Origin of the sequence: uncultured Proteiniphilum sp. (assembly GCF_937873925.1) — a bacterium.
Lineage (GTDB): Bacteria > Bacteroidota > Bacteroidia > Bacteroidales > Dysgonomonadaceae > Proteiniphilum.
On sequence record NZ_CALNAT010000252.1, the window covers coordinates 1 to 26,457 of the forward strand.

Here is a 26,457-nt window from a genome sequence, read left to right on the forward strand (position 1 = left end):
AAGTGTTTTTTTGGAGAAATTAAATATAATGATGAAACGGATCCTTACATATTTATTTTGTTTTTCCATTACTTTACAGTCGGTACTCGGACAGTTCCTCTTGTTTGATTATTCGACCGGCTCATTTGGTCTGTTGCCTTCCGTTGCCTCTCTTTTTTCAGATAAAACCGCCACCGACCGTATTTACCTACCTGTAACCGATATTTCGGAAGAGAATATCGAAAACATTAAGGAAAATAAAATTCCGGAAACTACGGCTCATACGGGCGGCTTGAGATTCGTACGTGATTTGGCCGGGGAGCACCTGTTTTCTCCTTTTAATTGTCCGAATGAAACGGCCCATCATGTATTTGTTACTTTCTCTTATCTTTATGTGGGGAACTATTATGATGTATTCGCCATTGAAGAGAAGATCAATAATTTTATCATTTTTTACTCGGAATTTTTCAGGATCATCCGTATCGGCCTTCCTGTAACAAAACTGATCTACCCTTTCCACTACTTTTACTGAATACCCATTGAAAACACGCTAAAAGGGCGCTGTTAGAAACAGTTCTTCGCCCGTCTTTACATCCCTGTTTTCTTCTTTTACAATAATTTTGTCAACGGTTTATTTGTTTGATAAAGCTCCTTCTTTATCCGGTAAATATAGCCTTGACTGACGTCACTTAACAACGACTGTTGCAAACTGTGATATGCATCTGTTATCTGCATAGATAATATATAGATTCATATACACAGTCTATCCATCTGCAATAAAAGAAGAATACCCCATATTTATTAAACATCTTATTATGAGTGCAATCACACTTTATTGGTTTACGTTTATAGCGATTTTTATCATCGTCTATGCGATTGATCTGTATGTCACTTCCCATAAAAGAGGTCCTGTAAGTTTAAAATCGTCGCTTAACTGGGTGGCCGTGTGGGTGTCTATCGCGCTGCTTTTCGGCTTATCGCTCTATTTTTTCTTCCCGCAGAATCCGGGGAGTACGGTCCGGACAGGGCCGGTGATGATGTCGAAATTTATGGCAGGCTATTTTACAGAATATTCCCTGTCGATAGACAATCTTTTTGTCTTTATCCTCATCTTCTCGATGATGGGAATTCACCCGAAGAATCAACCTAAACTACTGAAAATGGGGATACTTATTTCCATTATACTGCGTATCCTGTTTATAGTGGTAGGGATGGAACTGGTGGAACGCTTTCACTGGATCATTTACATTTTTGGCATCCTCCTGATCGGGACAGCGTACAAAATGGCATTTTCAAAAGAGGAAGATAATGTGAATCCCGAATCGAATATTTTATACAAGATTGCATCGAGATTATTTCATATAGATCCTGATGTACACTCACCTCATTTCTTTACCAGGATAAATGGGAAAACGCACATAACAAACATCTTTCTGGCATTGCTCGTCATCGGGTCTACCGATATTCTTTTCGCGATAGATTCCATTCCGGCCATTATCGGCGTAATAAAAGAAGGGGCAAATAATATACTCACGCTGGCAGAAGAGAATTTTATCGCCATCTCATCCAACCTCTTTGCCGTGATGGGGCTGATATCCCTTTTCTTTGCCCTGAGAGGTATCATGGGCATGTTCCGGTACCTGAAGACAGGCGTCAGCGTTATCCTTCTGTTTATCGGGGTAAAGATGTTATTGGGCTCGATCGGGCCGGTAAGTGATTTTTTCACACATCATGCATGGTTCTCCCTGGCGGTCATTGCCGCTATACTGATTATCTCCATCCTGCTGTCGGTTTTCGTCACCGAAAAGGAAGCAGCGCTCAGGAAACAGAAAATAAGCGAAGAACCCCGGAAAGAATACCGGAATAAAAACAAATAATCATTTATTATAAACTTAAACACAAATTTAAATTTAAAAAAAGAATTTATTATGGAGACAAAAAAACAGACAAAAAGTAAAGGAGTTTCAGCCGGTTTAATAATTCTCGGAAGTGCAATTGTCGCTTCAGTTTTCTTTTTCGCTGTATGTGGGCATCCAAGCCATTTCGATGACAAAGGCCATCCCCTGCAAGGCGATGTTTTCGGTGTCCTTTATCAGGGAGGATATGTAATTCCTCTGGTGATCACACTATTATTAACGGTACTGACTCTCTCTATTGAACGTTTGTTTGCATTACACAAGGCTAGTGGCCAGAACAAGAATGAACGATTCGTAGTGAAGGTAAAACAGAAAATCGACGAAGGTGATATTAACGGAGCTACTAAGCTTTGCGACGAACAAAAAGGTTCTATTGCAAATATCGTAAGAGAGGGTTTGGTGCGCTATAAAGATGTGGAAGACATTCCGAATATCACCAATGCCGATAAGGCCGAACTGATTCAAAAAGAGGTCGACGAAGCCACTACGCTGGAATTACCCTATCTCGAAAAGAACCTGAATATCATCGCGGCCATTTCTACTTTAGGTACATTATTCGGGCTGTTCGGTACTGTGTTGGGAATGATCCGGGCGTTCTCTGCAATGGGACATGAAGGCGCACCCGATTCCACCGCACTCGCCGTCGGTATCTCGGAAGCCTTAATGAACACGGCTTTGGGTATCGGTACCGGTGCTTTGGCTATTATAACCTACACCTATTTTTCAGGGAGGATCCAGACTATGACGAATGCTATTGATGAGATCGGATTCGCCATCGGACAGTCATTCGTAAAACGTCATGGCGGCCTGGTAAAATAACAGGGATATTGAATCAGATTAAAGTTAATTCAAGAAAAAATGGCCAAAGTAAAAAAACATAGCGTCTTTATCGACATGACCGCTATGAGCGATGTAACGGTACTGCTGCTTACATTCTTTATGCTTACTTCCACCTTTCTGCCCCTGGAACCGGTCAAGGTCACCGCCCCGGCATCCGTAATGGAATTCAAGGTGCCGGATTACAATGTGATCAATATCCTGATCGATCTGCAGGGAAAAGTCTTTGTGAATATCGACCCTGCCGAAGTGCGCCTGGAAGCGTTGGAGAAGATGTCTGAAGAATATAGAGTAACACTCAATGATAAGCAGAAGAAAGCTTTTCTGGAACAGCCATTTATCGGTGTACCGATGAATCGTCTTCCCGCTTTGCTGGATTTACCCCTCGTGGAACAGGATGCGGCAATGAGGCAGTACGGCATTCCCAATGACAGTACCAACAATCAGTTTATTAACTGGGTACAGAAAGTAAGGGAAATAGACAGTGAAATGAAAATAACGATAAAAGCCGACCAGACAACTCCTTATCCGCTCGTAGAGAGTGTGATGAAAGACCTGGTAAAAATAAAGGCCAACCGTTATAATTTGATAACCGTGCTCAGAGGTGCGCCGGAAGGATTTTAAACGGACTATTTCGTTAAGCAATACGAGCAGAAGACAAGTTTTACTTGAATTATGCCATTGCAAAAACTATTTCGTTAAGTGAGAGTAAAGTAAATTTATTTGCTTTGCCGAACGTAGAATTAACAATTGAGGAGCGAAGGCGACTCAAATAGTCTAAAGCATTTGAAATAGTCTAAATTTATTGAATTTAATTGATAGAATATGGCAAATATTGATACAGGCGGAGACGAGGTAAAAAAAGGAAAACCGAAGAAGGAAACTCTGCGCGTAGATTTCACTCCCATGGTGGATATGAACATGTTGCTTATTACATTTTTCATGCTCGTTTCAACATTATCAAAACCCCAGGTAATGGAGATTGCGATGCCCTCGGACCAGAAAGTGGAAGAGGACCAGGCGCCCAAGGTGAAAGAATCGAAAGCGATCACTCTTTTGTTGGCAGAAGATGACAAGGTATATTATTACCTGGGTAAACTCGATGAAAGCGCTTATAGCGATTATACCGTTTTAAAAGAAACCACCTATTCCACCAACACTTCCAATGAGGGGCTCAGGAGTATCCTCCTGGAACGGAATGCAGATGCTGTAACCATGATGCGCAATCTGAAACTCGAAAGGGCTGAAAAGGGAAACAAGATGTCGGAAGAAGAGTTCCGTGAACGCTCCAAGGATATAAAAGCCGATATAGATGCACTCACGGTAGTTATTAAACCGATGGCCACATCCAATTATAAAAATCTGGTGGATGCCCTCGATGAGATGCAAATATGCAGCGTTGGGAAATACGCTATTGTGGATGTGACCGAAGGGGATCATTTTCTGGTGGAGAACTATAAGACCAAAGGCGCTTACGGCGCCGCCAACTTAGCACCTCGTAACCCATAAACATAAAGATACGATATGGATAAATTCATAAACTTAAACTCCACTGAATGGTGTGATCTGGTATTCGAAGGGAGAAATAAGAGCTACGGGGCATATAAGTTGCGTCAGACTTCATCCGAAAGATACCTTGTTGCATTTCTTATAATGGTGGCTTTTACAGCTATTATCGCTGTACTGCCTCAATTGTACGGAGTGGTAGAGAATCTGACAAAAAAAGACCTCGGCCCCATGGAAGAAACGGTAGAACTATCGAATCTGCCGCTTGAAGAGCAGGTTCCCGAGGAAAATATCATCAAACAGGAAGTAGCTCCCCCACCCCCACCTTTGAAGTCAACCATTCAGTTCGTACCTCCCGTGATCGCCAGGGATGAAGAAGTGAGCGAAGATGACAAAATGAAAACTCAGGATGAGTTGCAATCCACAAATCTTCAGATTTCTGTAGCGGATGTGAAGGGTACGGATGAGGAGCACGGAATCGACATCGCCGAACTGAATCAGAACAAAGTGATCGTTGAAGAAAAAGTAGATGACGATAAACCGTTCGAAGTGGTAGAGCAGGCCCCGTCTTTCCCGGGTGGTCTTGCGGAATTGAATAAATTTTTATCGGATAATATCCGGTATCCGGTGATCGCTCAGGAGAATGGTATCCAGGGCAGGGTAATTATAAAATTCGTGGTTTCCAGAACCGGGAATATATCGGATATTCAGGTTGTACGCGGAGTCGATCCTTCACTCGACAGGGAAGCTGTCAGGGTAGTGCAATCGATGCCTAAATGGATACCGGGACGACAGAGAGGACAAGCGGTTCCCGTTTATTTCACTCTGCCGGTTGTATTTAGACTGCAAAACTAGTTTTCAAAGTGATTGACGAATGGGATATTCTTCAGTCACGAAAAACGCAAAACTAGCTTTCATTGTGTGTAAGAAGAGAAACGGGAGATAGGATGAAATGAATAATCGATGTTTTATGAAATCATATTCCTTGATGTTTTTAATGATTAATTGTAGACAATGTTATGTTTATTTCTTCTACCCTCTCTTTCTCTTCTTTTTTTATTCACGCGAGATAAAAAGAACAAAGTCCTTTACATATTGTTAGAAACAGATTAAATGGAATGAACAAAAGAAACAACAGACAAGCCGGCCATTATAAAAGAGGCTTTAAACTGATAGGGGGCATAATGATGATCATTATCTATATATCAGTTGCCTATTTATTGGTTTTCACTCCTCTGTTCCGGAAAAATATTCCTGAAGGAATAAGGATCGCATTTGGAATAATCTTTACAGTTTATGGAATATTAAGAGGTTATAGGTTATGGAAAGAATAGTAATAATGATCGGGGTGCTTTTTCTGTCATCCTGCCATCAAAGGAATATCAGACCCGACACATTGACGTCCGGTATTGCCCAGGTAGCGGTGGATGAAAGTTTTGCTCCTATAGTGGAGGCAGAGATCAATGTGTTTGAATCGCTCAATACCGAGGCTACCGTTATTCCTGTGTATACTTCCGAACAAAACGTGTATAATTTATTGATGGAGGATAGCATACGCTTGATTATCGGAACCCGTTTATTAACGGATCAGGAGCAAGCCATCCTCAAAGAGCGGAAACAGCGCATACGCAGCCAGAAAATCGCGATTGACGGCATTGCGCTGATTACCCATAAAGAGAACACAGACACTCTCTTGACAATAAATGACATAAGGAATATTATGTCGGGTGAAATCGGGAGTTGGAAACAGATAAACCCCACCTCCCCGTTAGACACGCTGACCATCATATTCGACACCCCTAATTCGAGTATGGTCCGTTACATTCAGGACTCACTTTGTAACAAGCTCCCTTTCGGGAAAAATGTGAAAGCCCTTTCATCAGACAGCTCTTCGGTCGATATAACCCGGGTGAACTCCCATGGTAAAGTGATCGAATATGTCGCTTCGCACCCGAATGCACTCGGCTTTGTAGGTCTGAACTGGATCGCCAATCCTGTCGATACGACAAACCTTAGTTTTATCGATAATGTGAACATTGTATCCGTGAGCAATTCAACGCAGGCTACTCCCTACAACAGCTATAAGCCCTACCCTTATCAACTGGCCTTAGAACTGGCCCACCGGGAATCTCCGCTTGAATTTCCAACAGGCGGTTACCCGTTGGTACGCGATATATATATTATTATCACGGACGCTACCGGTGGCTTACCCTCCGGATTTTTTAACTTTATCGCCGGCGACAGGGGGCAGCGGATCATATTGAAATCGGGCATCCTGCCCGCAAACCGGCCAATCAGATTAATTCATATAACAGAAGATTGAAAAAATTAAACATACACCGATAATGAAAAAAAGTCTCTTATTAGTCGTAATCTTTTCTTTCCTTACTACCCCGGGCGCATGGAGCCAGGTGGAAAAAGGAATAGAATTATTTCTCCTGGAAGATTTTGAAGAAGCAAAAAAAACCTTTGAACAATCAGCCTCTCAGGCCCCGGATATATCATACTATTATTTAGGTGAAATAGCGCTCCGGAAAAATAATTCCGAAGAGGCGGCAGCCTATTATGAAAAAGGAATTTCCGCTGACAGAGAAGCTGTTTTTTGCCGGATAGGAAAAACGAAACTGGAATTGAAATCGAATCCGGAAGAGTTGAAAAAAAGCATAAAAGCCATTACCAATAAAAACAAGAAAAAGGCGCCCGTCCTTTTAGCGGCCGCCCAGGCATACCTCGATAATAACCTGCCCGGGGAAGCGGCAGGCGTATTGTCTATGGCACGTAATGCAGACAAAACCTATCCTTACATTTATATTTTCGAAGGTGACCGGTTAAAAGAAAAAGGAGAACCGGGGAAAGCCGCAACACAATACGAACAGGCGGTCAATTTCGATCCGAAATGCGCGATAGCTTATGTAAAAAATTCAATGGTATATGAATCCATTTCACCAACCACAGCGATCAACACGCTGAAAAGCGGATTGGAAGCCAATCCCGATAATATACTGATCAGGAAATACCTAAGTCGGAGTTATTATAGAAACGGATTTTACGAACAAGCAATTGCTGAATATGAAACATTGAATCGGAGTGAATTATTACAATCCGAAGATGCGAGGAATTACGCAGCCAGTCTTTACTTTGCAGGGAAATACAACGAAGCATTGACCTCTCTCAATCATATTGTGTCGAATGAACCCAATCATCCGGTGATAAACCGGTTATTGATGTACACACAGGATAAATTAAAAAACTATGATGAAGTCATAGCAACCGGTAAGAAGTTTTTCAGTTTGCCGGCCAGCGGAGAAAACATCCATTATTTAGTGACTGATTATACCGTATTTGCCGACGCACTGATGGCCAAAGGACAAATTGATGAAGCCATAGAAACGTACAGAAAGGCCGTGGCTGTTGAACCTGCACAGGGCGCACTCAGTAAAGAAGTTGCCGTCAGGCTTGCCGGCGCCGACAGGACCGCCGAGGCGGCGGATTTTTACCAGAAATATATAGAAGCAGAATCAAGTGAAGATGCTTCCGATTATCTGCAGTTAGGCATCTATTATTACCGTACTGCGAGCCAATTCGCGGGAAAGGCGACAGCCGCAGGGAAAGCCCCGGCCGGCGCCGTGGCAAATTCCGGACAATCCGGTACCGAAGGCGATTCCGCAGCTCTGAAAGAGAGTACAGCCCAATATGTATCCAAAGCCGATGAAGCATTCGCCAAAGTAATTGAACTTGCCCCCGACAGTTATCAGGGATATTACTGGCGTGCTAATGCCAATACGCTGTTAGACCCCGATTTATCGAAGGGATCGGCCAGCGAAGATTATGTGAAAACAATCGAAATCCTGACGGCAAGCGGCGATAAAGAAAATCAAAGTAAATTAATAGAAGCTTACCGCTATTTCTCTATCTACCACTTATACCAATTCGACGCGAACAAACAAGCCACTGATAAAAATAAAGCCAGAGAATATGCGGATAAGGTTTTGCAACTGAAACCTGACGATGAGACTTCCCTGAAAATAATAGAAGTATTGAATAACTGAACTGACTTTCCATTATAAACATATAAACACATAAAAAATAAACATTATGGTACTACTTACAGTTTTATTACAGACAGCCGGCACGCTGCTACAGGTAAGCGCCGACGGCTTAGGATCTTTAGGGGCAGCCATCGGTATAGGCCTTGCTGCGATCGGTGCGGGGTACGGGATCGGGAAGATCGGAGCATCGGCCATGGAAGGTATTTCCCGCCAACCGGAGTCCACCCCCGATATCAGAATGAATATGATCATTGCCGCAGCCCTTATCGAAGGCGTGGCTTTGTTTGCAGTAGTAGTCTGCGGTTTTATTCTCTAATAAAAGCAATAAGGTATGTCGTTACTTACACCCGAACCCGGCCTGCTCTTCTGGATGCTTATTTCTTTCGGCATCACGGTGTTCGTGCTGGCAAAATTCGGATTTCCCGCGATACTGAAAGCGGTTGAAAAGCGGAAGAACTATATCGAAGAGTCGCTCCTCGCTGCCCGGAAAGCGCATGAGGAACTGGCCGGCATAAAGGAGACCGGTGAAGCCATACTGGCGCAAGCCCGTAAAGAACAGGCAGATCTACTGAAGGAAGCTTCCCTGAAACGGGAAATGATGATAGAAAGGGCCCGGGAAGAGGCCCGCGTGGAATCGGAGAAACTGATCGTCTCAGCCCGTCAGCAAATCCGTGCGGAAAAGGAGGAAGCCCTTCGTTCCATCCGAAACGAAGCGGCCACACTGTCGCTGACCCTTGCCGAAAGGATATTACGGGAAAAACTGGGAACAAAAGAGGAACAGAAGAACATGATCGACCGCCTGTTCAACGAAATGGATATCTCAAGATCATAAGGCCAATATGAATACCGGACTCATTTCTTCACGTTATGCGGACTCCCTGTTGCAATATGCCGTCAGCCTGGGGCAACAGCAAGAGGTATACGATAAGATAAAATTGCTTTCGGAGATATTCATGAAAATGCCCGGACTGCGCAGCGCGATGATGAACCCGTCCATAGCACGTCAGGATAAAAAGAAAATTCTCATGACCGCTTGTAGCGGCAGTATGCCCTCATCGCTCTCCAAGATGATCGATCTTATCCTGAAGAACGAAAGAGAAGAGGTACTTCAATACATTGCCCTCCGCTTTATCGACCTCTACAGGGAAAAGTTCAATATCCGGAGCGGCAGGCTGGTCACCGCCATTTCTATCGACCACGAAACGGAGTTACAGCTTATTGCCCGGATACGGAAAATGGTGAATACCGAAGTGGAGATGGAATCTGAGGTCGATCCCGGAATCATTGGCGGTTTCGTGTTAACTTTGGGGGATCTCAGGTGGGATGCGAGCATATCGGGTGAATTGACCCGTATAAAAAATAATATACAATAGGGTCAGTAAAAATATCTGCAGAAAGAATCACATTAAAAAACAGCATGTAATAAAAAAAGAACATGTCCAATAATACTATCAGGGTAAGCGAGGTCTCCGAGGTGCTACGGATGCAACTCGAAGGGATCGATACCGGCATTCAATTCGATGAGACAGGTAAGGTCATCACCGTGAGCGATGGGGTCGTACGCATTTTCGGGCTACGCAATGCGGAAGCGAACGAGTTACTGGAGTTCGATAACGGCATGGGGGCTATCGTGATGAATCTCGAGGAAGATAATGTGGGGGCCATCCTGTTGGGCAGTTCCACGGAGGTCAAAGAGGGGTTTACTGTCAAGCGGACCGGCCGGGTAGCCTCCATCTTTGCAGGAGAAGGTATGCTCGGTCGTGTAATCTCTCCCACCGGGGAACCGGTCGACGGGAAAGGTCCGTTAGAAGGTGAGTTGACAGAGATGCCGATGGAGCGGAAAGCGCCCGGAGTGGTTTTCCGTCAACCCGTAAACATCCCGTTACAGAGCGGCCTGAAGGCGGTCGATACCATGATCCCTATCGGGCGCGGCCAGCGTGAACTGATCATCGGCGACCGGCAGACCGGCAAGACCAGTATCGCCATCGATACCATTCTTAACCAGCGGAAAAATTTCGAGAACGGCGACCCGGTCTATTGTATCTACGTGGCGGTGGGACAAAAGGGGTCCTCGGTGGCATCCATCGTGAAGACACTCACCGACGGGGGCGCTATGGACTACACCGTGGTGGTCTCCTCCAACGGGTCTGACCCCGCTGCCATGCGGTATATCGCACCCTTTGCCGGCGCAGCCATAGGCGAATATTTCCGCGACACGGGCAGGCATGCCTTAGTGGTCTACGACGACCTCTCCAAACAGGCGGTAGCCTACCGTGAGGTGTCGTTGATCCTGCGCCGCCCGTCAGGCCGGGAAGCCTATCCCGGCGACATATTCTACCTTCACTCCCGCCTGTTGGAACGGGCGGCAAACATTATCTCCCAGGAAGATGTGGCCATACGGATGAACGATCTACCCCCCAGCCTCGAAGGGAAAGTAAGGGGAGGCGGCTCACTCACCGCCCTGCCCATCATCGAAACGCAGGCAGGTGACGTCTCGGCCTATATTCCCACCAACGTCATCTCCATCACTGACGGGCAGATATTCCTGGAAACCGATCTTTACCACAGGGGAATCCGCCCTGCCATCAACGTGGGTATCTCCGTCTCCCGCGTGGGGGGTAACGCGCAGATCAAAGCGATGAAGAAAGTGGCCGGCACGCTGAAGATCGACCAGGCCCAATACCAGGAGCTGGCAGCCTTTACCAAATTCGGTGGGGATATGGATGCTGTAACAGCCATGACCATCGACAAGGGGCGGAAGAATGAACAATTGCTTGTCCAACCCGTACATAGCCCTATGAGCGTGGAGCAACAGATCGCCCTTCTCTACTCCGGGACTCATGGCCTGTTGAAGGATATTCCCCTCGAAAAAGTGTCGGCATTCGAAAAAGAGTTTCTCGCTACGCTGGAAATAAGCCATCGTCATGATGTACTCGATCCGCTGAAGAAAGGTGAAATTAATAATGGGATCGGCAAGATCATTGAAACGGTGGCGGCAGATACCGCAAAAATAATAAAATCGTGAATCGATGGCGCAGTTGAAAGAGATAAAAAGCCGGATCCAGTCGGTGCGGTCTACACAAAAGATCACATCGGCCATGATGATGATCTCTTCCGTCCGGTTGCGGAAAACCCAGCATATCATCCAGAATCTCTATCCCTATGAACAGAACCTGTACCGGATACTGCAGTTGCTTCCGGATCGGGAAGAGAGTATAGATTCGCCTTTCCTGCAAATACGCACCGTCAGACGGATTGCCATTGTGGCATTTGCGTCCAACACCGGGTTGGCCGGCCGGTTCAACGACAATATCTCCGAAAAACTGAAATCAGTAGTAGAGCACTATATACCGCTCGGAAAAGAAAATATCCTTCTTTATCCCATAGGGGAGAAAGTGGCGAAAACCGTGCGGAGTATGGGATTGGAACCGCAAGGAGATTACAGTGCGATCAGCGAAAACCCCTCCTATGGCAACGCGCAGCGGATTGCCGGGGAACTGATGGAAATGTACCTGAAAGGGGAAACCGACCGCGTGGAGCATATCTATCACCATTTCCGCAGCAAAGGGTCGCAGGTGGTAGTCAACGAGACATTTCTTCCCCTCGAACTGAAAATGCCGGACGCCGGAAAACCCGCCCCCGATTATATCGTCGAGCCCGACAGAAGGACTATCCTGACGCAACTGATCCCCAAAATACTGAAAATACAACTCTTTACCGCCCACCTCGATTCGGTCACCTCGGAACATGCCGCCCGCATGACGGCCATGAGGATGGCTACCGATAATGCCGACGACCTCACCGAAGCGCTTACGCTGGAATACAACAAACTGCGACAGCAATCCATTACCAACGAGCTGCTCGATCTTGTCGGTGGTTCATTCGACAACCACTAAATTCAATTTCCTCATCCGGCAGCCACGCCTAAATCGTTGTAGTGATATTGCCGATATAACCGAGGAGTTCTTCCCTGCCCTGCCCTTTTTCGGATGAGGTAACAAAGACGGGCGGCAACTCCTCCCAGGTTTCCAACAGCTTCTCTTTATAGGCATCGATATTCAACTGCAGACGCCCGGAACCCAGCTTATCGGCTTTGGTAAAGACAATGGCAAACGGTACCCCGTTCTCACCCAACCACTCCATAAATTCCAGATCGATCTTCTGCGGCTCATGGCGTGAATCCACCAGCACAAACAGGTTGGTCATCGCTTCGCGCTCAAGGACATAATCCTCGATGATCTTACGAAGTTTATCGCGCCCCTCTTTACCCCGGCGCGCATAACCGTATCCCGGCAGATCCACCAGGTACCATTCGTCATTGATCAGAAAATGGTTGATGAGCATGGTCTTTCCCGGCGTAGAAGAGGTCATGGCTAACCCTTTACGGTTGGTCAGCATGTTGATAAGCGACGACTTCCCCACATTCGACCGGCCGATAAACGCGTACTCCGGCTTCCCGTCCTGCGGGCATTTCCGGTAGTCGCTGTTACTCACTACAAATTCGGCTTTCTTTATAATCATATTTCTTTTATTTCAAATTCAGGATTTCAGATTTCAGATTGTCTTAATCAACACATCTTTAAATCATCACATCATTAAATCACCTAACCACTTATCCCTACTTTTTAGTTTTTCACTTTTAGTTTTTCACTTTTCACCCCCGAGACCGCCCAGAGCCCCAGCCCCGTCAACAACCCGTTCAGCAGCAGCAGTTCATATCCCACCCGGTAGGCGAATAACTGCAGTATTGCCGCTTCTATCACAAAACAAAGTACCGGCGCCGCGAAAGCCACATAGGGTACCCATTTGTCCGTCGGTTTCACCTTGCTGTAAAGCCCGAAGAAATAAAGTCCCAGCAGCGGCCCGTAGGTATAGGAGGCCAGCTTGTAGATAGCCGTGATGATACTGTCCGACCCGATTGCTTCGATCAGCAGGATGATCAGCACAAACACCCCGCTGATCCCTACATGTACCATCCGCCGTGTGCGGATATCCCTCTGTTCCTGCTCTTTGGTCTGTGAAATGGGTTTCATATCCAGAATATCCACACAGAACGAAGTCGTCAATGCAGTCAAAGCCGAATCCGCACTCGAAAAAGCCGCCGCAACGATCCCCACGATGAAAATACCCAATACAGCCTGGCCAAGGTACCCGCTCGCAATCACGGGCAGGATATTATCCGACACTTCCGGCAGTAGAATACCGTGCTGTTCCGCAAAGACAATCAGGAGCACCCCCAGGCAGAGGAACAGAAAATTGATCGGGGCAAATGCCATTCCGTACGATACCACATTCTTCTGTGCATCTTTCAACGTGCGGATGGTCAGGTTCTTCTGCATCTGGTCCTGGTCCAGCCCTGTCATCACGATCGTGATAAACATGCCACTAAAGAACTGCTTGAAGAAATTCTGCGTACTCGCCCAGTCGTCAAATACAAAAATGCGCGAGTGCGGACTCGCCACGATCGTCTGCACCATCCCTCCAAAACCCAGATCCAGCCGCAAAGCCACCTGCCATACGATCAGTATCAGCGCAGCGATAAACAGGATCGTCTGCAACCAGTCCGTCCATATGATGGTCTTGATGCCGCTCTTGTGGCTATAAAGCCAGATGACCAGGATAATTCCCGTCACCGTCACTACGAAAGGCACCCCCCAGGCGTCAAATACCAGCGTTTGCAGGATAAAGGCGACCAGATAGAGCCGCGCCGCCGCGCCCACGATCTTCGAGATCAGGAAGAACCATGCTCCCGTCTTATAGGATCTCGGTCCGTACCGCTGATCCAGGTAACCGTAGATCGTGGTCAGGTTCAACCGGTAATAAAGCGGCAATAATACATAGGCAATCACCATGTAGCCCAGGAAAAATCCGAACACCATCTGCATATAGGTCATATCCAGGTTACGTACCATTCCGGGCACGGAGACGAAGGTCACCCCCGAGATCGATGTACCGACCATAGCCACAGCCACGACATACCATTTGGAAGATTTATTGGCGCGGAAAAAGGTGTCATTGCCCGACCCTTTCCGGCTCGTGAGCCATGAAACCAACATTAATACGCCGAAATAAACGGCGATCACGATCAGGATAAAAGCAGATTGCATAATGAATAGGTGTTGTTCCGGGATAAATCGTGAACGGATTTAATTTTTGAGTGCAAATATAGTGAAAGCCGGGAGAAATGCCAAGCTTGTTTGAGCATTTCCGAGGCGCATCCTATATTATGGAAATGTAAAAAACAAAACGCTAAAGGACAAATAAAAAGGGTTAAAACAAAATGCAGCACCGGTTGTTTATTATATATTCCGACTGACGACCACCCGAAGCCAAAGGACAAACGTGTCTGGGTTTTGGTGAAGTACGGAGGAAGAAGACAAAGTCAAATCACAAAACGCATGGCAAAAGAAAAGGTGTGCCTCATCATCAACCCTGTTTCGGGTACGGAATCCAAGAAAAACATTCCCGAGGAAGTGGCGGCCGCATTCGACCAACGGCAATATGATATCATTATCCGTATCACCGGTTATCCCGATCATGCTACGGAGATTGCCCGGAAGGCGGCGAAAAAAAACTACAAATATGTGCTTGTGGCCGGTGGCGACGGCACGGTAAACGAGGTAGCCAAGGTGCTGGTACACACCAACACCACCTTGGGGATCATCCCCTCCGGATCGGGCAACGGGCTGGCCAGGGAACTGGGCATACCGATGGATCCGGAGAAAGCCATCGACATCATCCTCCGCGCGCATACCCGCACTATCGATTACGGCGTGGCTAACGGGCATATCTTTTTCTGCACCTGCGGTTTCGGGTTCGACGCTTTTATCAGCGACCGGTTTGCCGAGGGTAAAAAACGCGGCCCGTTGGGTTACGTACGCAATATCTTAGAGAGCGTGGTCGACTTCCGCTCGGAAGAGTATGAGATCACCTCCGACGAGGAAACCATTACGGAGCGTGCCTTTATCCTCACCTGCGCCAATGCGTCGCAGTACGGCAATGATGCGCATATCGCCCCTGGCGCCAGTATGGATGACGGCATGATCAATGTCTCCATCCTGAAGCCGCTGAACGCCCTCGAAATACCGCAAACCACCCTTCAGCTCTTCACCAATAATATCGACAGGAACAGTAAGATGACCACCCTGGTCACCCGCAACCTGCGGATCAAACGCTCCCGTGCGGGAGTGATGCATGTGGACGGGGAGCCGGTGAATACCGGCAACGAAATCAATGTAGAAACTATTCAGGGGGGACTAAAAGTGCTGGCTCCCGACAATGGCGCCCACGAAAAAAAGCGGAAAGAGAGTGAAAATATCTTCAACTCCCTCACCCGCTGGCTTAATTGATAATCACCTTTTTTTCCAGACAGTAACCTGTAGCATCCGGTGTTCCGTTAGGCGCGACGATCTCTTCACCGGCCGGCGGATATCCTGCGGATCGGCTACAAGGTTGAACTTCGGTGTCAACACTGCCTTTATACCATCGAATGAGGTCACCGGTTCGCCATCCTTCTTAAAACCGCCCGGCCATTTATCCCTCGGTGTCTTTGCCGGATCCCATTCATAGTCCGAAGCCAGCATCAGGTAGCCGTTATCGTTCAGTCGTTGATGGATCTGCGACAGGAATAGCAGCGGATCGCTCAGTTCTTCCAGCAACGCAGGTATAATGACCAGGTCGTACCCCGAATAGTTAGGCTTCAGGTTCATCGCGTCCGCCTGCATAAACAGGATATTCCCCTTTGCTTCCGCCAAACCGAAATCAGCCAGCACGATATCGCGATAGAACACCAGTTCCCCTTCATCCTTTGTGGTGTAACGTACATATCCCTGTTCCTGCAACTGAATAGGGATCCTTATCATCCTTGCGGTGAAATCGAGCGCCGTCACATCTTTGTATTTCCTCGCCAGTTCAAAGGCGAGCCGGCCCGTGTCGGCATTCATATCCAGGATACGCGCCCCGGTATCACCCTTCAGCAGGTCATCCCCCAACTCTGCCATCCGGAGGGCAAAAACAGGTTCATTGAACCAGGCATCACCCCAGTTATTCTCACAAGAGAGCGTTACCTCCTCATCCGTTTCGTAATCCGCCTGCCGTATTACCAGCGGCGTATCCGACTCAACATACCTGAATCCGGCATGCTGATAGAAATGCCTCCGGAAAGCGTATCGGGAATGGATCGTCGCTTCGTTACCGGTCGAGATCCAGGAACCGCCCTTGATCAGGTTATGCTTGCCGTCGAAGGTAGGCGTGGAGAAATCATCGTACATCGGATGCACTTTAAAGCCCGGGAATCCTGTGATAGGTGTCTCCGTCCACTGCCACACATTGCCGGCCACATCAAAGAAACCTCCCTGCTCGAACATATCCACAGGGCATGGTGATGTGAAATATTCCAGATTGATATTGCCCGGCGCCTGCTCCCATTCCGTCACCTCCGTCAGGCCCGCCGCCTTATGCAGGCGATACCATTCCGCCTCGGTGGGTAACCTGAAGTTACGGCCTGTCTTCGTACTCTTCCAGTTACAGAAAGCCTTTGCCTCCAGATAGTTCACCTCCACCGGCCAGTTCCACGGCATGGGTATCTCCCCGGCTACCAATCTTAACCGATAGGCGTTCCCGTCTTTCCGCCAGAAGAGCGGCATCTGCGCCTGCTTAAAGTTGCGCCAGTTCCATCCCTCTTCCGTCCAGTATTGTTCTGTGTCATATCCTTTATCCTCTATGAACGCCAGGAATTCCCGGTTGGAAGTCAGGTATTTTGCCGCCGCGAAATCAGCCACTTCCTCCTCATAGGCGCCATATTCATTATCCCAGCCGTAAAGCGGATAATCCGCCGGTTTTCCCAATCGCATCGTAGCGCCCGCCACCGGGATCAATTCGTTTTCCGGCGCCTCACCGGTCACCGTACACCGTTCGCCAAACCGGCCCTCTACTACCTGATCCAACGGCAATTGCCTGATCAGCACCGACGAAGTCTCCAGATGGATCCGTTCATGTTCGATTCCCATCATCACGATCCAGAAAGGGCTCTGCCAATCGATCGGCAGTTCAAGCGGGGTATTGTCGATCACATTCAGGATCAATTCTTTCGCCTTATCCCGGTAAGCCCGCACCTCCGACACCGGGGGCCAGTCGTAATGGTTGTTATCCAGATCGTCCCAGCTCATCTCATCCACCCCAATGGCAAAAATCGATTCAAACTTAGGATTGATGCGCCGGTCGATCATCTTTGCCAGATAAAGTTTATTGATGAAAAAGACAGCCGTATGCCCCAGGTAAAAGAGAAGGATATGGCGCAGCGGATCGCCCCGCATATAAAACACATCATCCGACTTCAACTGTGTATATAGTAATTCGTCAATTGCCCATGTCTTCAGGAAATAATCACGGATCTCCTGCCGTTTCTCTTCCGGTGAGCCGGAGCGCAGATCAATTGTTTTAGCAAGTAAATTCTTCATTTTTATTATTGTAAGATTCAAAATTCAAAATTCAAAATTCAAGATTTAAGATTCAAGATTTAAATCATCAAATCGTTAAATCATTTTTCACTATTAATTTTTCACTTTTTTCCCCAGATATACCTTCTTCATCTCAAACTCCTCTCCGTCAGCGTTCAACTTCTTCTGTGAGATCCCGGCAATGGGTACGAACCCCAGCTTTTTGTAAAGCTCCACTGCGGGCCTGTTCTTCTCCCACACCCGGATCACTGCATATGAATAGTCTTCCGAGACCTTTCGCAGCAGGCACTCCATCATCCGTGAAGCAATCCCCCTGCCCCGGTAATCGGCGTGTACCATCACTTCAGCGATATAGACCGTCTGCCCGACCGGGATACCGGGACACTCCTCCACGGGAAAGTCCGGATCTCTCCTCAAGGGAAGGGATGCAAGCAATCCCACAAGCCAGTCGCCGACAAACGCCATACAGCCGGATCCGTCGCGCAATACCCCGTCCAGCGTAACTTCCACCGTTTCGGGAGCGATATACTGGGCATACTCCCCGGTAGTAAAAGCATGCAGATAAAGATCGATCAGCTTGCTTCTGAACTTGGGATAATTGAATTCATCCAATTCATATATCCTGATTACCTCTGTAGGACCTTCCATCCGGAGTTGTTTTAAATAACCGGCCGGAAAAGAGAATTCCCCGGCACGGAATGTACCGGTCCTCCTTTCGTGTGGACAATGCCCCAACGACATCGTACCGGGTTTTGTTATTCAACAAATTAGAATGAGGGATGTTCAAAAATCACCAGCCGCCAACCCTGCCGCCGCCGCCACCCATACCGGAAAAACCGCCGCCAAATGAACCGCTGCTCCAGTTTCCCCCTCCCGGGGAAGAGGATTTCGGCAGTGTGGCAGCATGACTCATCGTATTGGAGAGTGTGCTGTTGAGCATATGCCCGAAACCGGCAGGATTCACATAGGTACCCCCATACCATGCCGGACGGTAAGATTCAGGCTGTACGGAAGATGAGAGAAAGGTCTTCTCAAACTTCTCGCCCCATACTTTCTCCATATCCAGGGCAATCGCATAAGGAAGCAGTTGTTCAAAAACCGCAGGGGTCACGGAAGGGGGATTAAAAAACTGCAATCGTTTTTCTTCGGCAAAACTCAGGTACATCTTCAATCCTTCTATGGAGGAGCGGTAATGCAGTTTTCGCTCCCCGGGGCGCACAATCAGCCATGCATATACCGGATAAGCGATCACCAACAGCGGAAGGGTGATATGAAAAGCAATTCTATTCACCGGGAACTCCAGCAGACCGTTCTTCGCAAAACGGATAAGTAAAAAAGCATATGCAATCATCATGAGCCAGGGAATGATATGGAACTTCAGGTTGCGCCCCTCTCTCAACACTGCTCCATATTGATGATCCATGCTGTTATGGTAGGCGCGCACCATATCGGCAATATCTTCATTATATTTCCCGTCCAGAGAGAAATCATTGCCTGAGGCGAACAGGTATTGCATCACGACCTGCTCTTCCGGCGGAAGCGCCTTGTCGCTTTCTTTCAGTCTGGTGAGCGAATAGCACCTGTCCCGCCGTATTCCGAACAAACCCGTCCTTTCGATCACCTCCTCTATGTAGATATAGCCCTTCACAGAAAGATTTACTATGGAAGCGGTGATAAGGTCGTCCAGAAACCGCCCTTTGTACAGCATTCCCACACCCGCAGGAGAGAGTCCCTCCGGTGCTGCGAATTGGGGAATAGCGACCGGCTTGGGCGGATCGATGCCGAATCTGCGCCAGGTGATACTATAATAAATGAACAGCGCCAGGATGATGATAAGGCTGATAACCGCCAGGCCATATTTGTCGAAAAAGGTGAATTTCCGCGGTTGGGCGAACGGTGGTTGCCTCACCGCTCCTTTCGTGAAACCGACCGACAAGGTAAGCATTGCCTGCGGCGGCATATCGGCGGCGGTGATAAACAGAGAACCATTGTCCCTGCTTTCAGTCATGCAATTGCTTTCGGTCGACCCGTAAGCTCCGGTATAACAGCGGTAGCTCAGTATTTCCGCCTTTTCCGGCAAACGCACCACAGCGCTCACCGAATCAATGGTGCGGTCAGATTCGCCGTTCACGTTCCAGCTCAGCTCATCGTAATCGGCAAAAAAACCTACCTGTCCCGCCGTTTCATACACAATTTCATAGGAATAAAAGCCGGGCGACAGAAATATATCTTTCTCACCCACGTAAATCACCAGATTTCCCTCCCTCGTCTCAGTGAAAAAGCCGGTCGGATTCCCATCCTGCAGTACCTCGGTCACGGCATATTCCATCTTTATCCGGCTTCCCTCCCTGTCGCGCCTTGTAAGGGGCAAAGAACGGGTAACTCCCCGTTTAAAGAGATCTCCTTTGGCGTAGATACGGATATTTTCACGCACGGTGATTATGCCCGAACTATCCACACTGATATCGGAATGAAACGTGTACACCTTTTCCTCCTGCGCAATCAGCGCTGCGAAAGAAAAAAACAGAATGAGGGAGGAGATGAGTGAGCGCATCAGAATTGTATCCGGGGAACCTCTTTCTCAGCTTCGTTTTCGAGTTCGAAAAAGAGCGATTTGGTAAAGTTAAACATACCGGCTATGATGTTACTCGGGAAGGAATCGATCACGATATTTTTTTCCCGCACCGTCCCGTTATAATATCTTCTCGATTTCTCGATATCCGACTCAATCATGCTCAACTGATCCTGTAACTGCAGGAAGTTCTGGTTCGCCTTCAGTTCGGGATACTGCTCAGCTACAGCCAACAATCTGATCAACGCGGCATTCAGGCTGTTTTCGGCAGCTTCCTGCGATTTTACACCGGACGCCTGCATAGCGCTTGCACGCGCCTGCGTAACCCGTTCGAAGGTTTCTTTCTCGTGGGTGGCATACCCTTTTACGGTTTCCACCAGATTGGGAATAAGATCATGCCGTTTTTTCAACTGAACGTTGATGCCGCTCCATGCCTCTTCCACCATTGTACGTAGTTTTACCAGTCTGTTATAGATAGATACGCCGTAAAGAAGTACTATAACCCCCAGGGCAAGAATAAGTAATATGATTCCCATATATTTACATTTTAATTGAATAGAAAACGGGTTAAAGATACAATATATTTGCTGTTCTGATAATGAACAGCAAATATATTTTTCAGAACAGAGGGTTTGATCGTCCCGGATCAGGCAATTTCTACCAGCGGCGTTCCTTCCATTACCATATCCCCTTTTTTGACAAAGACATGGCGCACGGTCCCGGAAACCTCAGAAATGATATCGTTCTCCATTTTCATGGCCTCAAGCACGAGGATATTTTCTCCTCTTTCCACCCGATCCCCCTCTTTTACAATAATCTGCAGAATATTACCCGGCATCGGGCATCTTACATAATATCCTTTTGAATCTTCTGTGTGTGTATGCTCCGCCTGTGAATCCACTGTTTCCTGCGCCTGCGGGATCACTGTTCCTCCTTGTTTTGCCTCCCATTCTTTCCGGCGTTGGCCCTTCAGGAAATTTGCGGCGACACTGGGGAACAATTCAAGCAAAAGCAGTTCTTTTTCATCCTTTGCCAGGGGAATGCCTCCTGACTCCTCCAGCACCGGATTGTCCTGACGCTTGTAGGTGGAAGTATCGTAGGGGGTTTCTTCCCGTGTGCCGGCGATCTTCAGCCGGAATTCGGGATCCACCGGAACGGGAGTTCTCCCGTATTCCCCCTTTACAAGGGAAACGAATTGATTGGACGGATTGGCGTACTTGGGGCGTCCGTTTTTCAGGTTCAACGCAGAGGCCACGGCTTGAGCGCCCACAATCTGGCTGGTAGGCGTTACCAGGGGAGGTAACCCCGCGTCGAGACGCACACTGGGGATCAGCTTCATTGCCTCCGGCAGGATATCGAGCGAATTGAACTGCTTCAACTGAGCAACCATGTTCGTGTACATTCCTCCGGGAATCTCGGCGTCCTTGACCTGCTCATCGGGTGCGGGAAAATGAAAATAAGCTTCAATCGCGTGGCAGGCATTCAACAAGGCGGCTTCGTCATTGCTTTTCGCTGCTTCAATAGCCAGATCAAACTCTTTGTCGATTTCGGCCGGAAGAATGTCAGTCAACGGATTGAACGGTTTCGGGAACTGTTTTACGGCGTCGTACGCCTCCAGTTCCTTGCGTATCCCAAGCAACTCCTCATTGATCCTGGCCACCGCCTCCATGTTCACATCCAGTTCAATGCCGAGTTTCCTGCAGAAAATATAAATCAATTCTATGGCCGGAGCAGCAGGGCCGCCGGCAAAGTTCCAGATAACGGTATCCACGATATCCACTCCGTGGATGATGGCAGCGAGTACGGCTCCCAATCCGAAACCGGGTGTACAGTGCGTATGGAAATCAATCGGCACATTCAGTTGTTCTTTAAACAGGGGTACCAACCTGGCTACCCGGGAGGGCGGTATCAGCCCGCTCATGTCTTTTATCGTGATCATATCGGCGCCCAGGGCAAGCATCTCTTTTGCCTTATCCACAAAGTATTCATCCGTAAAAACAGGTTCATAGGCGGGTTTCACAGTTTCTTTTTTAGAAAACAAGCCGAACAATCCTCTTTTTTTATTTTCGGAGAGGGGTTCTTCATCGTATTTCGGATCCACCGTATAGCAAACGGCACAATCGGCCATCCCCCCGTATTTCTTAATACACTCTACGCTCGACCTGATATTATCCACATCGTTCAAGGCGTCAAAAATACGCATGATATCCAATCCCGAAGCAACGGCGTTTTTAAAAAATCCGTCGATGATCTCGTCGGGGTAAGGAGCATATCCGTATAAATTACGTCCGCGGGAAAGGGCGGTCAATTTGGAAATATTTCCGACCGCATGATGAATTTTCTCCAGCCTGTCCCAGGGGTTTTCATTCAGAAAACGCATTACCGAATCGGGGACGGCGCCTCCCCACACTTCCATTGCATAAAAATTGGCCTCCTTATAATAGGGCAATACCCTGTCCACTTGCGATTGGTTCATTCGCGTGGCAAAAGCCGATTGCTGACCATCCCTCAACGTGAGGTCCCTGATCAAAAGTCTCCGTGTCATACTTAAGTGGTTTTTACTTAATTAACTAGATTTTCCTTCACATTCGAATAATAACAACTTATTTTCAATTCAGTTGTAAAAAAACTATAAAACTTTCTCCCCCGGATTGGCTTATCGCAGGATCACCCGTTCTGACAAATCTATCGGAGAGTTAGCCTACCACAAAGATACGCTAAATTAGTTTATCCCCTCTGAATTGCGATAAATAAACGGAACTTCGGGAAAAAATCGTAAATTTGACCTTAAAAATAGTAAACTCATGCGAAAACTGACCATTCTTCTCTTATCAAGCTTTTTTTTCCTGCAGGCGCCGGCAATGGATGACGCCAGGATGATGCGTTATCCCGACATCAACGGAAACCTCATCACCTTCGTCTATGCAGGCGATATCTGGACGGTGAACGCCGACGGCGGAGCCGCCAGGCGGATCACCTCACATCCCGGCATCGAACTGTTCCCCAAGATCTCACCCGACGGCAAATGGATCGCCTTTTCAGCCGAATACTCCGGCAGCCGCCAGATATGGGTAATGCCCTCCGGGGGAGGTACGGCGCGGCAACTTACCTTCTATAACTCCATAGGAGAAATGCCGCCGCGGGGAGGGTTCGACAATGTGGTGCTCGACTGGACACCCGACAGCAAACAGATCCTCTTCCGGGCTAACCGCACAAGTTTCGGCGACCGGAACGGACGTTACTTTACCATCGGTATCGACGGCGGCTTTGAGGAACCGTTTCCCCTTGTCAACGGCGGATTTGCCACCTTTTCACCCGACGGGTCGCAACTCTGCTTTACACCGGTCGACCGTGAATTCCGTACCTGGAAACGCTATAAAGGCGGGCGCGCCACAGACCTGTGGACCTACGACCTGGTAAACAACCGTTCACAACAGATCACTCAATGGGCGGGTTCCGACCAATGGCCCGTATGGTACGGCGGCCATATCTTCTTCGCCTCCGACCGCGACACACGCCTCAATATCTGGCGCTATAACATGACCACCGGCGAGAACGAACAGATTACCCGCCATACCGATTTCGACGTGATGTGGCCTTCCGGGCATAACGGTAAACTGGTCTATGAAAACGGCGGTTACCTTTACGTGCTTGACCTGGCATCAGGCGACAGCCGCAGGATCACCGTGAGCATTCATTACGACAATCCGAACCTGCAGTCTTACTTCAGGAATGTGAAGGATTTCATCGGCAGCTATACCCTCTCGCCCACCGGCAAGCGGGCACTCTTTGAAGCCCGCGGCGATATCTACAGTGTGCCGGTCGACAAAGGTGAAATACAAAACCTCACCAATACCCAGGGCGTGCGTGAGATCTCTCCCGCCTGGTCGCCCGACGGCAAGCAGATCGCCTATTACTCCGACGCTACCGGCGAGTATGAACTTTACCTCCTCGAAAATAAAGAGGGAGCAAAACCGCGGCAGATCACCCGCGGCTCCGCAGCCTGGAAATATACCGCCGAATGGTCGCCCCGCAATACCCACCTCGTCTATAGCGACCGCACCATGAAACTGTGGCTTGTAGATGTTTCCACGGGCCGGCAGGCCGCTATCGACGAGGCTACCGCCGAAGAGATCAGGGATTATGCCTTCTCTCCCGACGGCGACTGGATAGCCTACAGCAAATCATCGCCTAACTACCAATCTGCCCTTTGGGCCTACCAGCTCTCCACCGGACGCAAGTACCAGCTTACTGACGCCTCTTTCTCCGACGGCAACCCGGTATTCAGCCCTGACGGAAAGTTCCTCTTCTTCACCTCCAATCGCGACTTCAACCTCGCCTTCAGCAGTTTCGAGTTCGATTACCTTTACAACAACGCCACCCGCATTTACGCCCTCCCGCTACGCGACGACGGCACCACCCTTGCCCCCTATAAGGAAGACAAGGAGCCCTACGGCAACGAAAAAGAGGACAACGCGAAGAAAAATGAAAAGGACAGTACTGAGAAAGAGGACGGCAACGGCAAACCATCCTCCGGCGAAATGAAGGTGGAAATCGACTTAGATCACATCCGGAACCGCATTCAGGCATTACCCCTGCAGCCCGGCAACTACCACATCATCGGCGCCGTGGAAGAGGGACTCCTCTACGCCGAAGGGAACAAGATCATGCGCTATAATATCAACGAAGAGAAAACCGAAGAGATCCTCAACGGCGCAGGCTACGGTATCCCGGCTGCCGACGGCAAATCGTTCATCTATCGCAAAGACGGTGATTACGGCGTGGCCAAAAACCAACCGGGACAAATCGCCGGCACCGGCATGATCAAACTGGACAACCTTACTATGAAGATCGATCCCCGCGCGGAATGGAACCAGATCTATGCCGACGCTTTCCGTATCTTCCGCGACTACTTCTATGTCAATAACCTTCACGGCGTGGACTGGCAAGGTATCCAAAAAAATTACGGCGCATTGCTGCCCCATGTACCCAGCCGGTTCGATCTTGACTATATCCTCAATGAAATAGTGAGCGAAACCAACACAGGCCATGCTTATGTGGACTGGGGCGATATTGCACGGGTTGACCGTATCCACGGGGGACTTCTGGGAGCGGAACTCGAAGCCGACCTCTCCGCCGGGCGCTACAGGATCAGGAAAATATACGCCGGTGAGAACTGGAATGAAAGCAGACGCTCTCCCCTTACCGAGAGCGGGGTAAACGTGAAGGAAGGCGACTATATCATCCGTATCAACGGACAGGAGCTGACCACCGCCCGGAATCCCTATGAGCTGCTCGAAAACCTGGGAGGCCGCCATATCGAGCTGACCGTGAATAACAACCCCTCCGCTGCGGGAGCGAAAAGCTATACCGTCAAAACCATCACCAGCGAGCAGGAACTCAGGTACATGGACTGGGTGAGTGAGCGCAGGGAAATGGTCGACCGCCTCTCGGGCGGTAAGGTCGGCTACATCCATGTACCCAACACCGCCGTCGAAGGCAACCGCGAACTCTTCAGGGGAATGTATGCCTACCACCACAAGGATGCCCTTATCATCGATGACCGGTACAACGGTGGCGGCTTCATCCCCGACAGGATGATCGACCTGCTTAACCGCCGTACCCTGGTCTACTGGCACCGCAACGGGCTGTCCCAACCCATGAAGACGCCCGGTATCGCACACGACGGGCCCAAGGCCATGCTCATCAACGGCTATTCCTCCTCCGGCGGCGACGCCTTCCCCTACTTCTTCCGCAAGACCGGTGAAGGCAAACTTATCGGTACGCGTACCTGGGGCGGACTGGTCGGTATATCCGGCAATGCCCGCCTGGTGGACGGCGGTTATATCTCCGTCCCCCGCTTCGGCATCTACGACAAAACCGGCGAATGGATCATCGAAGGCATCGGCGTCTATCCCGACATAGAGGTGGTCGACCGTCCCGAAGAACTGGCCAAAGGGAACGATCCTGCCATCGAGAAAGCGGTCGAAGTGCTGCTTGAAGAACTCAGGGCCAATCCCCGGCCATCAGTAACCGCACCCCAGCCGCCCGACCGATCCCAATGGATCGAAGTGGAAATTAAATAATCCGGTGAACAATTGTAATTTACAGGTTGTTAAATAAAACAGGCAAATCGATCT

At 48.6% G+C, this 26,457-nt stretch carries 23 protein-coding genes; 16 read left to right on the plus strand and 7 right to left on the minus strand.

What is annotated here, in order from left to right:
* From Q0502_RS17815 to atpG, 14 genes are all read left to right on the plus strand, one after another.
* Window positions 1-511 (plus strand): hypothetical protein (locus tag Q0502_RS17815; protein WP_298653729.1); only part of this gene is annotated, 511 nt, incomplete at its 5' end.
* A gap of 283 nt (window positions 512-794) precedes the next feature.
* The gene (locus Q0502_RS17820; protein WP_298653731.1) at window positions 795-1,856 is read left to right on the plus strand and encodes a TerC/Alx family metal homeostasis membrane protein; all 1,062 of its coding nucleotides are present in this window, start codon (window positions 795-797) and stop codon (window positions 1,854-1,856) included.
* Between the two features lie 51 nt (window positions 1,857-1,907).
* Window positions 1,908-2,714 (plus strand): MotA/TolQ/ExbB proton channel family protein, encoded by an 807-nt coding sequence (locus tag Q0502_RS17825; protein ID WP_298653732.1) that lies wholly within the window; start codon window positions 1,908-1,910, stop codon window positions 2,712-2,714.
* A 39-nt stretch (window positions 2,715-2,753) separates the two neighbouring features.
* The gene (locus Q0502_RS17830; RefSeq protein ID WP_298653734.1) at window positions 2,754-3,356 is read left to right on the plus strand and encodes a biopolymer transporter ExbD; all 603 of its coding nucleotides are present in this window, start codon (window positions 2,754-2,756) and stop codon (window positions 3,354-3,356) included.
* 201 nt (window positions 3,357-3,557) lie between these two features.
* Window positions 3,558-4,241 carry a biopolymer transporter ExbD gene (locus Q0502_RS17835; protein WP_298653736.1) on the plus strand — a complete coding sequence of 228 codons (684 nt, stop codon included), beginning with the start codon at window positions 3,558-3,560 and terminating at the stop codon, window positions 4,239-4,241.
* A gap of 15 nt (window positions 4,242-4,256) precedes the next feature.
* Entirely contained in the window at window positions 4,257-5,093 is an 837-nt protein-coding gene (locus Q0502_RS17840; protein WP_298653738.1) for an energy transducer TonB, read from the plus strand.
* A gap of 263 nt (window positions 5,094-5,356) precedes the next feature.
* Complete coding sequence (locus tag Q0502_RS17845) at window positions 5,357-5,572, plus strand: hypothetical protein (RefSeq protein WP_298653739.1); 216 nt, start codon at window positions 5,357-5,359, stop codon at window positions 5,570-5,572.
* The gene (locus Q0502_RS17850) at window positions 5,560-6,561 is read left to right on the plus strand and encodes a substrate-binding domain-containing protein (protein WP_298653741.1); all 1,002 of its coding nucleotides are present in this window, start codon (window positions 5,560-5,562) and stop codon (window positions 6,559-6,561) included. Before Q0502_RS17845 ends, Q0502_RS17850 begins: the two co-directional genes overlap by 13 nt.
* Window positions 6,562-6,583: 22 nt before the next feature.
* Window positions 6,584-8,287, plus strand: coding sequence for a tetratricopeptide repeat protein (locus Q0502_RS17855; RefSeq protein WP_298653742.1), 1,704 nt, complete (start codon window positions 6,584-6,586; stop codon window positions 8,285-8,287).
* Between the two features lie 46 nt (window positions 8,288-8,333).
* Window positions 8,334-8,603, plus strand: coding sequence for an ATP synthase F0 subunit C (gene atpE / locus Q0502_RS17860; RefSeq protein WP_298653744.1), 270 nt, complete (start codon window positions 8,334-8,336; stop codon window positions 8,601-8,603).
* Between the two features lie 15 nt (window positions 8,604-8,618).
* Complete coding sequence (gene atpF, locus Q0502_RS17865) at window positions 8,619-9,119, plus strand: F0F1 ATP synthase subunit B (RefSeq protein WP_298653746.1); 501 nt, start codon at window positions 8,619-8,621, stop codon at window positions 9,117-9,119.
* A 7-nt stretch (window positions 9,120-9,126) separates the two neighbouring features.
* Window positions 9,127-9,660: a F0F1 ATP synthase subunit delta gene (locus Q0502_RS17870; RefSeq protein WP_298653748.1), complete on the plus strand. Its 534-nt coding sequence runs from the start codon at window positions 9,127-9,129 to the stop codon at window positions 9,658-9,660.
* A gap of 62 nt (window positions 9,661-9,722) precedes the next feature.
* On the plus strand, window positions 9,723-11,312 hold the full coding sequence (gene atpA, locus Q0502_RS17875) for a F0F1 ATP synthase subunit alpha (RefSeq protein ID WP_298653750.1): 1,590 nt from the start codon (window positions 9,723-9,725) through the stop codon (window positions 11,310-11,312).
* Window positions 11,313-11,316: 4 nt separating this feature from the next.
* Complete coding sequence (gene atpG, locus Q0502_RS17880; protein ID WP_298653752.1) at window positions 11,317-12,183, plus strand: ATP synthase F1 subunit gamma; 867 nt, start codon at window positions 11,317-11,319, stop codon at window positions 12,181-12,183.
* A 28-nt stretch (window positions 12,184-12,211) separates the two neighbouring features.
* On the opposite strand, the gene yihA is transcribed toward atpG, so the two are convergent.
* Both yihA and Q0502_RS17890 read right to left on the minus strand, forming a co-directional pair.
* Window positions 12,212-12,808 (minus strand): ribosome biogenesis GTP-binding protein YihA/YsxC, encoded by a 597-nt coding sequence (gene yihA, locus Q0502_RS17885; RefSeq protein WP_298653754.1) that lies wholly within the window; start codon window positions 12,806-12,808, stop codon window positions 12,212-12,214.
* A gap of 104 nt (window positions 12,809-12,912) precedes the next feature.
* Complete coding sequence (locus tag Q0502_RS17890; RefSeq protein WP_298653756.1) at window positions 12,913-14,394, minus strand: sodium:solute symporter; 1,482 nt, start codon at window positions 14,392-14,394, stop codon at window positions 12,913-12,915.
* A gap of 291 nt (window positions 14,395-14,685) precedes the next feature.
* Between Q0502_RS17890 and Q0502_RS17895 the strand changes: the two genes are divergently transcribed.
* Window positions 14,686-15,636, plus strand: coding sequence for a diacylglycerol kinase family protein (locus Q0502_RS17895; protein WP_298653758.1), 951 nt, complete (start codon window positions 14,686-14,688; stop codon window positions 15,634-15,636).
* Between the two features lie 3 nt (window positions 15,637-15,639).
* Here the strand turns inward: Q0502_RS17895 and ovoA are convergent, their stop codons facing one another.
* The 5 genes from ovoA to Q0502_RS17920 all read right to left on the minus strand — a co-directional run bounded on the left by ovoA (window position 15,640) and on the right by Q0502_RS17920 (window position 22,862).
* Window positions 15,640-17,745: a 5-histidylcysteine sulfoxide synthase gene (ovoA, locus tag Q0502_RS17900; RefSeq protein ID WP_298653760.1), complete on the minus strand. Its 2,106-nt coding sequence runs from the start codon at window positions 17,743-17,745 to the stop codon at window positions 15,640-15,642.
* Between the two features lie 93 nt (window positions 17,746-17,838).
* Window positions 17,839-18,393, minus strand: a complete 555-nt coding sequence (locus Q0502_RS17905) for an N-acetyltransferase (RefSeq protein WP_298653761.1) — start codon at window positions 18,391-18,393, stop codon at window positions 17,839-17,841.
* Between the two features lie 142 nt (window positions 18,394-18,535).
* The gene (locus Q0502_RS17910) at window positions 18,536-20,299 is read right to left on the minus strand and encodes a DUF2207 domain-containing protein (RefSeq protein WP_298653763.1); all 1,764 of its coding nucleotides are present in this window, start codon (window positions 20,297-20,299) and stop codon (window positions 18,536-18,538) included.
* A complete protein-coding gene (locus Q0502_RS17915; protein WP_298653765.1) occupies window positions 20,299-20,853 on the minus strand; it encodes a LemA family protein in 555 nt (184 codons plus the stop codon). Before Q0502_RS17915 ends, Q0502_RS17910 begins: the two co-directional genes overlap by 1 nt.
* A 110-nt stretch (window positions 20,854-20,963) precedes the next feature.
* A complete protein-coding gene (locus Q0502_RS17920) occupies window positions 20,964-22,862 on the minus strand; it encodes a biotin/lipoyl-containing protein (protein ID WP_298653767.1) in 1,899 nt (632 codons plus the stop codon).
* 259 nt (window positions 22,863-23,121) lie between these two features.
* Between Q0502_RS17920 and Q0502_RS17925 the strand changes: the two genes are divergently transcribed.
* A complete protein-coding gene (locus Q0502_RS17925) occupies window positions 23,122-26,403 on the plus strand; it encodes a S41 family peptidase (protein ID WP_298653769.1) in 3,282 nt (1,093 codons plus the stop codon).
* The last annotated feature ends 54 nt before the right edge of the window (window positions 26,404-26,457 follow it).

Coding starts and splice junctions, on each gene's coding strand:
- Q0502_RS17850 (WP_298653741.1), top strand. CDS start 5,560: ATGGAAAGAATAGTAATAATGATCGGGGTGCTTTTTCTGTCATCCTGC.
- atpG (WP_298653752.1), top strand. CDS start 11,317: ATGGCGCAGTTGAAAGAGATAAAAAGCCGGATCCAGTCGGTGCGGTCT.
- Q0502_RS17830 (WP_298653734.1), top strand. CDS start 2,754: ATGGCCAAAGTAAAAAAACATAGCGTCTTTATCGACATGACCGCTATG.
- atpA (WP_298653750.1), top strand. CDS start 9,723: ATGTCCAATAATACTATCAGGGTAAGCGAGGTCTCCGAGGTGCTACGG.
- Q0502_RS17845 (WP_298653739.1), top strand. CDS start 5,357: ATGAACAAAAGAAACAACAGACAAGCCGGCCATTATAAAAGAGGCTTT.
- Q0502_RS17820 (WP_298653731.1), top strand. CDS start 795: ATGAGTGCAATCACACTTTATTGGTTTACGTTTATAGCGATTTTTATC.
- yihA (WP_298653754.1), bottom strand. CDS start 12,808: ATGATTATAAAGAAAGCCGAATTTGTAGTGAGTAACAGCGACTACCGG.
- Q0502_RS17925 (WP_298653769.1), top strand. CDS start 23,122: ATGCGAAAACTGACCATTCTTCTCTTATCAAGCTTTTTTTTCCTGCAG.
- Q0502_RS17840 (WP_298653738.1), top strand. CDS start 4,257: ATGGATAAATTCATAAACTTAAACTCCACTGAATGGTGTGATCTGGTA.
- Q0502_RS17855 (WP_298653742.1), top strand. CDS start 6,584: ATGAAAAAAAGTCTCTTATTAGTCGTAATCTTTTCTTTCCTTACTACC.
- atpF (WP_298653746.1), top strand. CDS start 8,619: ATGTCGTTACTTACACCCGAACCCGGCCTGCTCTTCTGGATGCTTATT.
- Q0502_RS17915 (WP_298653765.1), bottom strand. CDS start 20,853: ATGGGAATCATATTACTTATTCTTGCCCTGGGGGTTATAGTACTTCTT.
- Q0502_RS17895 (WP_298653758.1), top strand. CDS start 14,686: ATGGCAAAAGAAAAGGTGTGCCTCATCATCAACCCTGTTTCGGGTACG.
- Q0502_RS17870 (WP_298653748.1), top strand. CDS start 9,127: ATGAATACCGGACTCATTTCTTCACGTTATGCGGACTCCCTGTTGCAA.
- Q0502_RS17835 (WP_298653736.1), top strand. CDS start 3,558: ATGGCAAATATTGATACAGGCGGAGACGAGGTAAAAAAAGGAAAACCG.
- ovoA (WP_298653760.1), bottom strand. CDS start 17,745: ATGAAGAATTTACTTGCTAAAACAATTGATCTGCGCTCCGGCTCACCG.
- atpE (WP_298653744.1), top strand. CDS start 8,334: ATGGTACTACTTACAGTTTTATTACAGACAGCCGGCACGCTGCTACAG.
- Q0502_RS17905 (WP_298653761.1), bottom strand. CDS start 18,393: ATGGAAGGTCCTACAGAGGTAATCAGGATATATGAATTGGATGAATTC.
- Q0502_RS17890 (WP_298653756.1), bottom strand. CDS start 14,394: ATGCAATCTGCTTTTATCCTGATCGTGATCGCCGTTTATTTCGGCGTA.
- Q0502_RS17825 (WP_298653732.1), top strand. CDS start 1,908: ATGGAGACAAAAAAACAGACAAAAAGTAAAGGAGTTTCAGCCGGTTTA.
- Q0502_RS17920 (WP_298653767.1), bottom strand. CDS start 22,862: ATGACACGGAGACTTTTGATCAGGGACCTCACGTTGAGGGATGGTCAG.
- Q0502_RS17910 (WP_298653763.1), bottom strand. CDS start 20,299: ATGCGCTCACTCATCTCCTCCCTCATTCTGTTTTTTTCTTTCGCAGCG.